This window comes from Brumimicrobium mesophilum (genome assembly GCF_003025005.1).
In the GTDB taxonomy this organism is placed as follows: Bacteria; Bacteroidota; Bacteroidia; order Flavobacteriales_D; family Crocinitomicaceae; genus Brumimicrobium; species Brumimicrobium mesophilum.
In genome coordinates, this window is record NZ_PVSS01000011.1 from 156,823 (window position 1) to 168,408 (window position 11,586).

13 protein-coding genes are annotated in these 11,586 nt (G+C 34.0%); 9 read left to right on the forward strand and 4 right to left on the reverse strand.

Annotated elements, in window-relative coordinates; all coding sequences use genetic code 11:
- Nucleotides 1–17 precede the first annotated feature (17 nt).
- Nucleotides 18–875: an ion transporter gene (locus tag C6368_RS12525; protein ID WP_107039558.1), complete on the reverse strand. Its 858-nt coding sequence runs from the start codon at nucleotides 873–875 to the stop codon at nucleotides 18–20.
- Nucleotides 876–1,081: 206 nt separating this feature from the next.
- On the opposite strand from C6368_RS12525, the gene C6368_RS12530 reads away from it, so the two are divergent.
- The 3 genes from C6368_RS12530 (at nucleotide 1,082) to C6368_RS12540 (ending at nucleotide 3,613) form a co-directional block, all read left to right on the forward strand.
- Nucleotides 1,082–1,291 (forward strand): hypothetical protein, encoded by a 210-nt coding sequence (locus C6368_RS12530; protein WP_107039559.1) that lies wholly within the window; start codon nucleotides 1,082–1,084, stop codon nucleotides 1,289–1,291.
- Nucleotides 1,292–1,364: 73 nt separating this feature from the next.
- Entirely contained in the window at nucleotides 1,365–2,708 is a 1,344-nt protein-coding gene (locus C6368_RS12535; protein WP_107039560.1) for an FAD-dependent oxidoreductase, read from the forward strand.
- The gene (locus tag C6368_RS12540) at nucleotides 2,705–3,613 is read left to right on the forward strand and encodes a hypothetical protein (protein WP_107039561.1); all 909 of its coding nucleotides are present in this window, start codon (nucleotides 2,705–2,707) and stop codon (nucleotides 3,611–3,613) included. Before C6368_RS12535 ends, C6368_RS12540 begins: the two co-directional genes overlap by 4 nt.
- 177 nt (nucleotides 3,614–3,790) lie before the next feature.
- Here the strand turns inward: C6368_RS12540 and C6368_RS12545 are convergent, their stop codons facing one another.
- Nucleotides 3,791–4,567 (reverse strand): enoyl-CoA hydratase/isomerase family protein, encoded by a 777-nt coding sequence (locus C6368_RS12545; protein ID WP_107039562.1) that lies wholly within the window; start codon nucleotides 4,565–4,567, stop codon nucleotides 3,791–3,793.
- Nucleotides 4,568–4,838: 271 nt separating this feature from the next.
- On the opposite strand from C6368_RS12545, the gene C6368_RS12550 reads away from it, so the two are divergent.
- The 3 genes from C6368_RS12550 to C6368_RS12560 all read left to right on the forward strand — a co-directional run bounded on the left by C6368_RS12550 (nucleotide 4,839) and on the right by C6368_RS12560 (nucleotide 7,200).
- A complete protein-coding gene (locus tag C6368_RS12550; protein WP_107039563.1) occupies nucleotides 4,839–5,330 on the forward strand; it encodes a GNAT family N-acetyltransferase in 492 nt (163 codons plus the stop codon).
- A gap of 358 nt (nucleotides 5,331–5,688) precedes the next feature.
- Nucleotides 5,689–6,486 carry an arylamine N-acetyltransferase family protein gene (locus tag C6368_RS12555; protein ID WP_107039572.1) on the forward strand — a complete coding sequence of 266 codons (798 nt, stop codon included), beginning with the start codon at nucleotides 5,689–5,691 and terminating at the stop codon, nucleotides 6,484–6,486.
- A gap of 282 nt (nucleotides 6,487–6,768) precedes the next feature.
- Complete coding sequence (locus C6368_RS12560; RefSeq protein ID WP_107039564.1) at nucleotides 6,769–7,200, forward strand: hypothetical protein; 432 nt, start codon at nucleotides 6,769–6,771, stop codon at nucleotides 7,198–7,200.
- A gap of 132 nt (nucleotides 7,201–7,332) precedes the next feature.
- Here C6368_RS12560 and C6368_RS12565 read toward each other — a convergent pair whose 3' ends face one another.
- The gene (locus C6368_RS12565; RefSeq protein ID WP_107039565.1) at nucleotides 7,333–7,701 is read right to left on the reverse strand and encodes a winged helix-turn-helix transcriptional regulator; all 369 of its coding nucleotides are present in this window, start codon (nucleotides 7,699–7,701) and stop codon (nucleotides 7,333–7,335) included.
- Between the two features lie 214 nt (nucleotides 7,702–7,915).
- Here C6368_RS12565 and C6368_RS12570 point away from each other — a divergent pair, with 214 nt between their 5' ends.
- Nucleotides 7,916–8,842, forward strand: coding sequence for a ClpXP adapter SpxH family protein (locus C6368_RS12570; protein ID WP_107039573.1), 927 nt, complete (start codon nucleotides 7,916–7,918; stop codon nucleotides 8,840–8,842).
- Nucleotides 8,843–8,936: 94 nt separating this feature from the next.
- Here C6368_RS12570 and C6368_RS12575 read toward each other — a convergent pair whose 3' ends face one another.
- A complete protein-coding gene (locus tag C6368_RS12575; RefSeq protein WP_199851638.1) occupies nucleotides 8,937–9,314 on the reverse strand; it encodes a winged helix-turn-helix transcriptional regulator in 378 nt (125 codons plus the stop codon).
- 120 nt (nucleotides 9,315–9,434) lie between these two features.
- Here C6368_RS12575 and C6368_RS12580 point away from each other — a divergent pair, with 120 nt between their 5' ends.
- Complete coding sequence (locus C6368_RS12580) at nucleotides 9,435–10,304, forward strand: SDR family oxidoreductase (protein WP_107039566.1); 870 nt, start codon at nucleotides 9,435–9,437, stop codon at nucleotides 10,302–10,304.
- A gap of 1 nt (nucleotide 10,305) precedes the next feature.
- A complete protein-coding gene (ygiD, locus tag C6368_RS12585) occupies nucleotides 10,306–11,193 on the forward strand; it encodes a 4,5-DOPA-extradiol-dioxygenase (RefSeq protein WP_199851639.1) in 888 nt (295 codons plus the stop codon).
- Nucleotides 11,194–11,586 lie beyond the last annotated feature (393 nt).

Here is an 11,586-nt window from a genome sequence, read left to right on the forward strand (position 1 = left end):
TAGTGATGGAGCTTTTTTTATTGTTTAAATTCATACCCGCAACTCTTACAAAATTGTGCAGATTTTTCGTGACCATCTTCCCCACAATTTGGACATTCAAAAGGTTTAATTCCTTCTGAGCGTAAAGCAGTGAATTCTGACGAAACAATTCCAGTAGGAACGGCAATGATGGCATAACCAAAAAGCATGATAAACGATGCCAACGCTTGTCCTAATGGTGTTACGGGTGCAATATCACCATAACCAACCGTGGTAATGGTGATAATTGCCCAATATATACTTCTCGGAATACTGGTAAATCCAGCTTCTTTGGGTTCGATTACATACATTAATCCACCTAAAATGATCACAATAGTTAATATAGAGATTAGAAAAACAGCAATTTTGTGCCTACTGTTTTTCAAAGCATCTCCCAAAATATCTGCACCTAACATGTATCGACTTAGTCGAAGAATTCTGAATACCCTCAAAAAGCGAATAGATCTTAAAAGCATTAAAGATGTAGCACCATCCACAAATAAACTCAAATAGGATGGAAGTAGAGAAAACAAATCTACCATTCCCATAAATGAGAAGATATAGGAAAAGGGTTTTCGTAAACTTATAATTCGAAGAATATATTCAATGGTGAAAAGTGCAGTAACAACCCATTCAATAGTTAAAAAACTGAAACTATATTTTTGATTCAAATAAGTTACACTTTCCAACATTACTACCACGATAGAAAGCAAAATTATTATCAATAAAAGGATATCGAAAATTCTACCTGGCTTTGTATACGTTCCGTAAATAACTTCCTGTATTTTTAATTGCCAAGGTCTTAGCTTAAATTCCTTTTCCCTAAATGATAAGGTTCTATCAATGTGTTTTTTCATATTTTATCAACTGATGATATAAAAGTAGTTAAATTTAAGGAAAGTAGTATTTCAATTATTAAATGAGCCTTTTGGTAGTTCAACTTAAAGATTTACTAAATGGTTTTCCTACTATTATTATCACAAATTCCTTTTCATTATGTTTTAATAACACAAGGAATGGAGTAAAACTGTTCTAATTCTTCATTATTTAGTATTTTTGAACAATGAATATACAAGAGTTAATTCAACGCAGATTTACGGGGGAACTCAACAATGAAGCCGAATATATTGAGCTTTTGGTGCAAGTTTTCGCAGTGCTTATCTTAGGATTAGTACTCTGGCGAATGATGATAATTTTTCACAGAAAAAAGAAAGCCACGCGCAAACCAAGTTCATATTTTGAAAGTACTTATTCTAAAAACTGGAGAAAATAATCGAGGATTTATTGAGTAGTTCAATTGCATATAGAGACATGATCAAAGCATATTTTTAAGAGAAAATTTTAACATGGAAGAAAAGAAAGTTGCAGTAGTTGGAGCAGGGTTGGTAGGAAGTTTATTGGCTGTTCTATTGGCAAAAAAAGGAATGCAAGTAGATGTTTTTGAGCGTAGGCCTGATTTAAGAAAAGCAAAGGCAATAGGTGGAAGATCAATAAATTTAGCACTTTCTAATCGTGGATTTAAAGCGCTTTCATTGGCCGGTTTTGAACAAGAAATTCGAGATATTTCAATTCCAATGTATGGACGTAAAATGCATGATGTCGAAGGAAACTTAACTTACCAAGCTTACGGAAAAGACAATGAAGCAATTTATTCGGTTTCTCGCGGTCAGTTGAATCAAAAATTAATGAATTTAGCGGATGATTTCGAAAATGTTAATTACCGTTTCGATAGAACTTGTGAGGATATTGATTTAAAAAAGAATGAAATCGCTTTTGAAAATTATAATTCAAAGGAGAAAGAACATTTTTCTTATGACCATATTTTTGGAACTGATGGAGCTTTTTCTGCTGTAAGAGGAGTGTTGCAAAAAACACCAATGTTCAATTATTCTCAAGAATACTTACCGCATGGATATAAAGAATTAAGTTTTCCAGCTAACCCTGATGGAACACATTGTATGGATAAAAACTGCTTGCATATTTGGCCAAGAGGTGAATTTATGATGATTGCATTACCGAATCTTGATGGTAGTTTTACTGTAACTTTGTTTTTCCCAATGAAAGGTGAAGTTTCATTTGAAAGCCTAGATTCCGAAAAGAAAGTGGTTGATTTTTTCAATACAACCTTTCCAGACGCTGTTCCTCATATGCCAACGTTAGTAGAAGATTACTTTTCTAATCCGACCTCTACGTTAGTAACCGTGCGTTGTAGTCCGTGGAATTATGAAGACAAGGTAATGTTGCTGGGAGATGCTTCGCATGCCATTGTGCCGTTTTATGGTCAAGGAATGAATTCGGGTCTTGAAGATTGTACAGTGTTCTTCGAAATGTATGAAAAACATAAAAATGATGTACAAAAGTTATTTGAATCATTTAGTGAACAACGCGTTCCAGACGGAAATGCAATTGCTGATCTCGCTTTGTATAATTATATCGAAATGAGAGATTTGGCAGGAGATAAGAATTTCTTGCTAAGAAAGAAAATTGAAAGAAAATTTAGCGACTTGTATCCAGATAAATGGATGCCGCTCTATTCACAAGTAACCTTTAGTTATATAAGATATTCAGTGGCATTGGCTGCTGGAAATCGCCAAAGAAAAATTATGGATGAAGTCATGGAAATGAACAACATTCATGATAATTGGGACGACCAAGAGGTTATTGATAAAATTTTATTATTGTTGGCATGAGATTATTAGTTATAGTAATATTTTCCAGTTTTTTATTTAGTTCAGCAGTATCTGCACAGTACAAGCCTGCCAATAAGAGAAAGCAGTTTTACGGAAATCAAAGGCTTCAAAAACCACTTTACAGATGGGTAACTGGTGATTATGCTAAACATGGAATTCAATTTTCATTTGGTCCAACCTATACCTTTACACAAACAGGAGCTAGAGATGATGAATTTCAAATGGATTCCAATACCACTGGTTTAGATACGCTTATTCGTTTTTCGCAAGAAGCAAAAAGTAGAATTGGTTTGTTTGCTGAATTAGGAATGGTGCATATCACTAGAAAACCACGTAAAATCATTCAATATTTTGATTGGGGTATCGGGTTCAAACTTTATGGAGGTAGAGAACTTACAGAATCAAAAATTTATGATAACAGAGATACTTTAATCGGTCAAGTGAATGGTGAGGGAGAATTTTATAACGGGTACTTATATGGGAGATTAAGTGCACACAATGTGTTTCAAATTAATCCTCATTTATTTATTGATAATTCAATTGGTGTTAACTTGGATTATGCGGTGATGGTAGGAGATATGACTTATGATGGATTCCGTGTTCCAAAGGATGAAAAATTTCAAGAAGACTTAATAGGGCAGTTGCATTATTCTCTTGGGTTTGGGATAAAGCCAAGAGTTGACAAAGGGTTTTTCTTTATTCCAAGTATAGAATTGCCTGTTTTAGGAATTCATGAATGGAATGGTGGTACTCCAGCAATTCACTGGTTTTCTAGTCAATACTATCCAGCAATGTTTAAACTGAAATTTGTTTGGCTTTTCAGAAAGGATCCTAACCGCTGTCCTCCAGTAGAATTGAATCATATACAGAAACACCAAAAGTGGAGACTGAGGAAAGGTAAGTAGAATATTTTGAACTAAAATGCTGATTCCAAAATATGAAATCAGCATTTTTTTATTCCAAAATCTCTAATTAATTGAGAATAATTGCTTTTAAATAATTTTTTAACGAGAACGCTAACAAATGCTTAAGAATTGTTTAAAAAATAGAGTCCAAAGCCGCTATGACAAAATAAACAAAAACTACTTGAAGGAAGGTTTACGTTTTTCGATAAAAGCCGTAGTTCCTTCAATAAACTCCTCAGTTCCAAAGCAATTTCCAAATTCAGTAATTTCAACTTCATAACCATTTACTCCATCAGTATAATTGGCATTTACTGCTTTCATTGCAGAAGCGATTGCATTACCCGAATTGTTACAAATTTTACTTGCAATTTTCTCTGCCAAAGCAAGCAAATCAGCTTGAGCAACAACATGATTAACCAATCCCCAATTTTGAGCATCTTCCGCTGAAATCATTCCTGCAGTGGTAATCATTTCCATCGCTTTACCGCGACCCACTAATTGAGATAAACGTTGAGTTCCTCCGTATCCCGGAATTACACCCAAAGAAACTTCAGGTAAGCCCAATTTTGCATTGTCCGAAGCCACACGAATATGAGAAGCCATTGCCAGTTCTAATCCACCACCTAAAGCGAATCCATTTACAGCAGCAATTACGGGAGTCGATAAATTTTCAATGAAATCAAACAATTTCTTCTGACCATCAGCAGCCAAAGCTTTTCCATTTTCTGTATCGAAATCAGCAAATTCTTTAATGTCAGCACCCGCAACAAAAGCTTTGTCACCACTTCCCGTTAATATAATAACACGTGTTCCTTGATCTGCTTCAGCAGTCTTAAAAGCATCATGTAATTCTTGGATAGTCGCTTTATTTAAAGCATTCATTTGTTTTGGACGATTCACTGTAATGTAATGAACACGCTCTTTTTGCTCTATTGATATATTTTTGTAACTCATAGTTCGTTTTTTTGTGCTAAAATAAGAATTCGTAATCAAATACGAATTACGAAATTATGAATGTTTAAAGCCCTTCATTCATTGAAGTGCTCTACAGCGGAATACAGCATGAAGGAGTATCCATCTTAATGCAGGTAAAAAACTTAGCGAACTAAAAATCCGGCTAAACTTTGTGAAAACTCAGCGTATTTTGAGTTTAATAAAGTGATGAATATAAAGTAATAGAGACGAAGTAAAAAATCTAACTTTGAACCCGTAAAACCCATTTTTCATGAAAAACAATATTGAAATTCGTAAAATTCAACCAGAAGACAATCCATTAATTGCTAAAATCATTCGTACAGCATTGGAAGAATACGAGGAAGCAAAGCCAGGAACGGTTTATACTGATCCTACGACGGATGAACTTTATGAGACATTTTTAAAAGCTCCAAAAAGTGCATATTTTATCGCGGAAATCAATGGAAAAGTGGTTGGAGGAAGTGGAATCTATCCCACCAAAAACTTACCAGACGGCTATACTGAATTAGTAAAAATATATCTCCATAATGAATCCCGAGGAAAGGGAATAGGTAAAAAATTGATGGATAAATGTATTGATTACGCGAAAGATGAAGGCTATACACATTTATATCTTGAATCATTTCCGAGTTTAAAGGAAGCGATAGTTCTTTATGAGAAAACCGGATTTAAACGCTTGGTAAAACCGTTGGGAGATTCCGGCCATTTTGCATGTAATGTTTGGATGGTACTTGCAATTTAGCAGTTAAAATTTTATGGAAGAAATTGGATACCAAACAATGCTTTAGAATATATATTTTGGGAGCCTATTTCTGCCTGCGTTTTCTAGTTGCTTTTTTTCTTTACTACGTATTTATAAAGTTTGAAACGAGCTTCCTGAGGTCGCTGTCTCAAACTTAAAATACTGTGCAAGAAAATTCAGCAAGCTATTCAGCTTCGTCAGGGCTTGGGCGAGCAGATTCTATAACAAGGGTATGTCTAACAATGATTGCCTTTCAGAAATTTCAGCATTGTTTGAAAATCTTATATTTGGACAGATAATTAGCAGGATAAAACCATTATGTACTCTAGATTATCATCCCAATAAACCAAAAATAAAAATGAAGTACTTCAAATTTAACAAAGAAGAATATTTAAAACGAATAAATTTCGATGGGGAAGTATCCATCGACTTCGAAAGTTTCAAGTCACTTCACCGTGCACAACATTTAGCCATTCCCTTTGAAAACTTTGATATTTGTTTGGGAAGAAACATCCAGATTGATCCGGAATCGATAGTTCAAAAATTAGTCAAGCAAAATCGTGGAGGATATTGTTTTGAACTCAACGGACTACTTTTAATGGCACTTAAAGCTTTCGGATTCGAAGCACGTCCACTATTGGGAAGAGTTCACCTTTCCAGAGAGATTACAGGAAGAACACATCAAATTTGCTTAGTAAGCATTGATGACAAAAGTTGGCTTGTAGATTTAGGATTCGGAGCGGAAGCGCCACTTATTCCCATACCGCTTATTTACAATGAACCCATTTCATTCGAAAATCAAACTTACAGAATAATTGAAGATGAAGTATTTGGAAACATCCTTCAGAACAATCCAAAAGGACACTGGAAAAATCTGTATAGTTTTGACTTAACCCCTGTTTTTGATATCGACATCAAATTAGGAAATCATTTTACCACAACACATCCCGATTCTTTTTTTACCAATGCAAGAATAGCCGCACTTCCCCTTGAAAATGGTATGATTAGTTTGTACCATAACAAATTGAAAAAGTTAATCAACGGAAAAGAAGAAATCATCACACTGAAAGATGATTCTACTTATTTGGATGTTCTGGAGGAGGAATTTGGGATCATGCTTGATGCGGAGTATGGGGAATTGAAGAGGTTGAGGTGATTAATTTCCTTAACCGCCAATCAATATCAGAATCGAGTTTTCCGACATATTATTTTTAGAAACGCCTCCAGATTTAATTTTAACCATTTACGAGTAAAGCTTGATGAGCCAATGTCCAAGTAAAAAATGGTAGTCGTATAATTATAAGTTTATTAATCGTGAGTTTCCTTGTAATTCAGGATGATCAACGAGTTGAAAATTGGTTTTAATTGTTAAATTTGGGTGAGCGTATAAAGAAAATGGTCGAAAGGCAATTGTTGTACTCAATTTAAGAACCACTAAATGGAATATGATAAATGGAATCCTGAAAAATGGGAAACAGCTTTCTCTGAGATTGAATGGTTATTTATGGAGTCTTTAATTGACAATAAATCAATTCTGACAATATTATTAACTGATAATAAAGATAATTTATTTGAAGTCACATTTAATAATTATCCAGCTTACCGAAATATATTAGAAGAATATAGACTTAATCTTTGGGGAATTAGAGATGAAAAATGGCCGAATTTAGGAAATGCTTGGATAGTAAAAAATTCTGATTGGCTTACTGATTTAACTGAATCTGAACCTCTTTTAAATCATCACGAAGGAAAATTAAATCATTTTATTATCTGTACGCAAGATGATGTAATAGAAATTCTATCAAATGAATCAAATCCTATGGTGAAAATTAATAGGAAAAGCTTTAAAAAAACAGCAAACAACATTTAACATAAGATAAAATGAATTTTAGTATACTTATCCTGACTTTGCTGATAAGATAAAGTGAGGCCATCTAACAAAAACAACCCCTAGGCTCATTTTTACATTACCATTACTAAAACCAGAAAACTAACCTTCTATTCAAACGCTTTTCGATTTGTATATTGATTGTCTATATTCAATTCCCCATTTTGCTAATTCATCTATAAGTGGCGAAAGAGTTTCACCGTATTCAGTGAGCGCATATTGAACTGTGATTGGTTTGGTATCCTGAACTGTTCGGCTAACCAAGTGATTCAGTTCTAAATCTTGAAGTTCTTTGGAAAGCATTTTAGAACCTATCCCTTTTACTTCTCTTAACAAATCCATAAATCCTAATTTATTACCTTCTATTAGTGTTCCTATAATATGGAACTTCCATTTTCCAGATAAAATACTCATTGTATCACTAATGGCTTGCATCCTCAACTGACAAACCTCTGTGTCGTTTACTATTGCTTTCTTTTTCATTGAAATAAAAGTTTATACTTAATCTTAAATTCTATCAGGGTGCTTTCATATAGGAAACTACTTCCCTAAAGGAAATCCATATCAAATATACACTTATTTACGTTTATATTTGTATTAAGAACTAAAGATTATGATTGTTAAAACCAATATTATAGCATTATTAATTTCGCTGTTAAGCTTTACAGCTTGTCAGGGACAACAAAAAATAAACGATATGAAAAACGAAACAACAAATACAAATCCGCTATTATGCGATCCTGAAACAGGAATGTGCGAAGTGCCAAATAATGAAACAAAAGATGTAACATCTAACGTTGCTCAGACGAGCGATAAAAAAGTAAAGTTAGTCTACTTTACTGACCCAATTTGTTCTTCTTGCTGGGGAATTGAGCCACAGTTGAGAAAATTGAAACTTGAATACGGCAACAACATTGATATAGAATACAGAATGGGTGGCTTATTGCCCGATTGGAGTTACAATAGCGGTGGAATCAACAAACCATCAGATGTAGCTCATCATTGGGACGAAGTTAGTGGTCATTACGATATGCCTATAGATGGTGATATTTGGTTGGAAGACCCGCTCAACTCATCGTATCCCCCTTCTATCGCTTTTAAGGCAGCCCAATTACAGGATGAAGAAAAGGCCAACTTGTTTATGAGGGAAATTCGTGAAATGGTATTTTTGAAAAAGATCAATATTGCAAAATGGGAACATCTGGCAATTGCTGCTGAAAATGTAGGACTTAATGTTGAGCAATTGAAAACTGATTTTGAAGGAAAAGCAAAAAAACTATTTGAAGATGATTTAAAAACGGCTAGAGATTTCGGAGTAAGAGGATTCCCAACGATTTTCTTTTTAGATGGTACTGGAAACAAAGAGACTATTTACGGTTCAAAACCTTATGCTTTTTACGAAACAGCCATTTTAAAGATGAATTCTACAATAACTAAAAGTGAATATAGTAAGAATTGGGAAACACTTTTTTCAAAATACAATTCGCTTACGGCCAAAGAGTTTTCAGTACTTTCTGGCACTCCAAGAATAGAAAGTGAAAATTTATTGAATGAACTTTCAATAAAAGGTGAGTTAAAAAAGCTGACTACAAAGAATGGTGCTATCTGGAGTTTAGTAAAATAAATAGAAACCTAATTGATAAGCAAAGAGAAGACAGCAATTAAAGATGAACAAAAGCAAGAGCGGTTTGGGTGTAAACTTAAACCGTTTTTGCATTTTAATAAGTATCTTTTTTGACACCCTGGAGTGTAGATTTTCTGTGAGACACACCCCAGTCAACCATTGCGTCAAGAACTGAGAGAATATTTTTTCCTGATTCGGTCATTTTGTATTCAATGCGAACTGGTGTTGAATCATAAACGTTTCTTGTAATAACACCATTAAGCTCTAATTCTTTTAACTCCTTAGACAACATTCTAGGTGTAATTTTATCGATGTTGGACTGTATATCTTTGTACCTATGATTACCGTATAGAATAGAAGCAAGTATAGGTAACTTCCATTTTCCACTTATCACGTTTAAAGTATCATTAATCGCCAAAACGTACTGTACAGGGCATTTTTTTATCTCAGAAATAGTTTGCAAATCACTCATTATCAAATATTTTAAACTTTTACTATACAAAAGTATACCAATATCCACTAATAACTTACTATACTTTAGATAGCAAATATAGTACATTTGTATTATTATTAATGATTAAAAATTCAACAAATGATTTTAGTAACAGGAGCAACAGGCGAATTTGGTAAACATGCCGTTCAGCAATTAATAGCAAAGGGTGTAAACACTTCCGACATTTCGGTACTTTCAAGAAGTATGGAAAAGGCAAACAATTATAAAGCAGATGGAATTACAGTTAAAATAGGAGATTATAGTAACTATGACTCTTTAGTAAAAGCCTTTGAAGGTGTAGATAAATTACTATTTGTCTCGAGTAGTGAAATAGAAAATCGTGCCGCTCAACATCAAAATGTGGTTAATGCTGCCAAAGCTGTTGGAGTGAAGCATGTTGCTTATACTTCGTTTATGAGAAATCAGGAGAGAGATGATTCTGCTATCGCATTCTTACAGGATTCACATCTAAAAACAGAAAACTGGATAAAAGAAAGTGGCATGACATATACTTTTTTACAGAACGCCACATATATGGACATGTTGCCTATGTTTATAGGAGAACAAGTATTGGAAACGGGCGTCATTATGCAACCTGCACAAAACGGAAAATCCAGTTTAGTATTAAGACAAGAATTGGCAGAAGCAGCAGCAGTAGTATTGACTTCTGACGGGCACGATAATAAGGAGTATCCATTGGTGAACAATCAAGCGATTACATACAATGAGGTAGCTGAAACAATTGCACAAATAAGTGGCAAAGACATCACCTATCAATCGCCTTCACCAGAAGAATATCAGGCTACACTGAAAACTTATGGTGTTCCTGATGAATATATTGGATTATTCACCGCATTTTCGGTAGCTCAAGCCAATGGTGAATTAGAAATGTCAGACAATTCATTAGAGAAGTTATTGGGAAGAAAACCAACTACAGCTAAAGAATTTTTGACCAAGATATACGCTTAAAATGGAGCGTAAAAAGTTTTTAAAGATTGCAGGACTAACAGCTTTAAGTATTCCTATGATAACAGCATTAAATAAATTAGAAAACATCACGGATTCTTTTGATTCTTCAAAGCGAATGCCTGTCCTTTTTTTAGGACATGGTTCGCCCATGAATGGTATCGAAGACAATGAATTTGTTAGAGCGTTTAAAAAACAAGGGCAGCAATTGGACAAACCCAATGCTATTATTGTGGTTTCAGCACATTGGGAAACAAACGGAACTTTTGTCACAGCCATGCAAAATCCAAGAACGATTCATGACTTTGGCGGATTCCCTAAAGAACTTTATGAAGTGCAATATCCAGCGCCTGGACATCCAAAACTGGCTAAAGAAATTTCAGAATTTATTAACCCAGCAGGAAGCGTTCACTTAGATGATAAATGGGGTTTGGATCATGGAGCTTGGACTGTTGTCAAGCATTTATTTCCAGAAGCAGATGTACCTGTTATTCAACTTAGCTTGGATTATAATATGACGCCTCAGCAACATTACGAGTTAGCGCAACAATTAAAAAAGTTAAGAGAAAAAGGCATACTCATTGTTGGTAGCGGGAATATTGTCCATAATTTAAGAAAAGTTGATTTTAGAAAAATTAATGAAAACTACGGCTATGATTGGGCAATAGAAGCAGATAGCAAAATGAAGAAATGGATTTTGGAGGGAAATCATCAAAATTTAATTGACTTCAAAAAGCAAGGAGAAGCTTTTAACCTAGCGATTCCAACGTCTGAGCATTATTTGCCTTTATTGTACACATTAGGATTAAGAGACGAAAAGGATAATACCACAATCTTTAACGATAATCCTATAGGTGGTTCACTGACTATGACAAGTGTAAAGTTTGGATAAAAAAAGCAAGTAATAAGGTATAAATGCAATAACGGTTTGGGTTTAAACTCAAATCGTTTTGCTTTTTAATAGGTATATTTTACTCCAAACGGGAAGTGATTTCATCCCACTACTGCTTTATACTCATATAAGTTTCAATTTTTAGTTGAGGCAATTCATGAGTAATTCTTGCCTAGCCAAAAAACCAACCAAAAACGATAGCCGTATAATTATACGTTTATTATTCATTTACAAACGACTATTATCATTTATGAATCGCGAATCACCTTGTAAATCAAGATGATCAAAGATTTGATGTTTCGTTTTAATTGTTAAATTTGAGTAAATATATAAGTTGGATATAGACTATTGTCGATAGCCAATTGTTGGCGGTAATTGTAATGATAACACTAA

What these genes read in the sequence shown, in the direction of transcription:
- ygiD (WP_199851639.1), top strand. Translation starts at nt 10,306, where the DNA reads ATGGAGCGTAAAAAGTTTTTAAAGATTGCAGGACTAACAGCTTTAAGT.
- C6368_RS12570 (WP_107039573.1), top strand. Translation starts at nt 7,916, where the DNA reads ATGAAAAACGAAACAACAAATACAAATCCGCTATTATGCGATCCTGAA.
- C6368_RS12560 (WP_107039564.1), top strand. Translation starts at nt 6,769, where the DNA reads ATGGAATATGATAAATGGAATCCTGAAAAATGGGAAACAGCTTTCTCT.
- C6368_RS12555 (WP_107039572.1), top strand. Translation starts at nt 5,689, where the DNA reads ATGAAGTACTTCAAATTTAACAAAGAAGAATATTTAAAACGAATAAAT.
- C6368_RS12575 (WP_199851638.1), bottom strand. Translation starts at nt 9,314, where the DNA reads ATGAGTGATTTGCAAACTATTTCTGAGATAAAAAAATGCCCTGTACAG.
- C6368_RS12580 (WP_107039566.1), top strand. Translation starts at nt 9,435, where the DNA reads ATGATTTTAGTAACAGGAGCAACAGGCGAATTTGGTAAACATGCCGTT.
- C6368_RS12525 (WP_107039558.1), bottom strand. Translation starts at nt 875, where the DNA reads ATGAAAAAACACATTGATAGAACCTTATCATTTAGGGAAAAGGAATTT.
- C6368_RS12550 (WP_107039563.1), top strand. Translation starts at nt 4,839, where the DNA reads ATGAAAAACAATATTGAAATTCGTAAAATTCAACCAGAAGACAATCCA.
- C6368_RS12530 (WP_107039559.1), top strand. Translation starts at nt 1,082, where the DNA reads ATGAATATACAAGAGTTAATTCAACGCAGATTTACGGGGGAACTCAAC.
- C6368_RS12565 (WP_107039565.1), bottom strand. Translation starts at nt 7,701, where the DNA reads ATGAAAAAGAAAGCAATAGTAAACGACACAGAGGTTTGTCAGTTGAGG.
- C6368_RS12535 (WP_107039560.1), top strand. Translation starts at nt 1,365, where the DNA reads ATGGAAGAAAAGAAAGTTGCAGTAGTTGGAGCAGGGTTGGTAGGAAGT.
- C6368_RS12545 (WP_107039562.1), bottom strand. Translation starts at nt 4,567, where the DNA reads ATGAGTTACAAAAATATATCAATAGAGCAAAAAGAGCGTGTTCATTAC.
- C6368_RS12540 (WP_107039561.1), top strand. Translation starts at nt 2,705, where the DNA reads ATGAGATTATTAGTTATAGTAATATTTTCCAGTTTTTTATTTAGTTCA.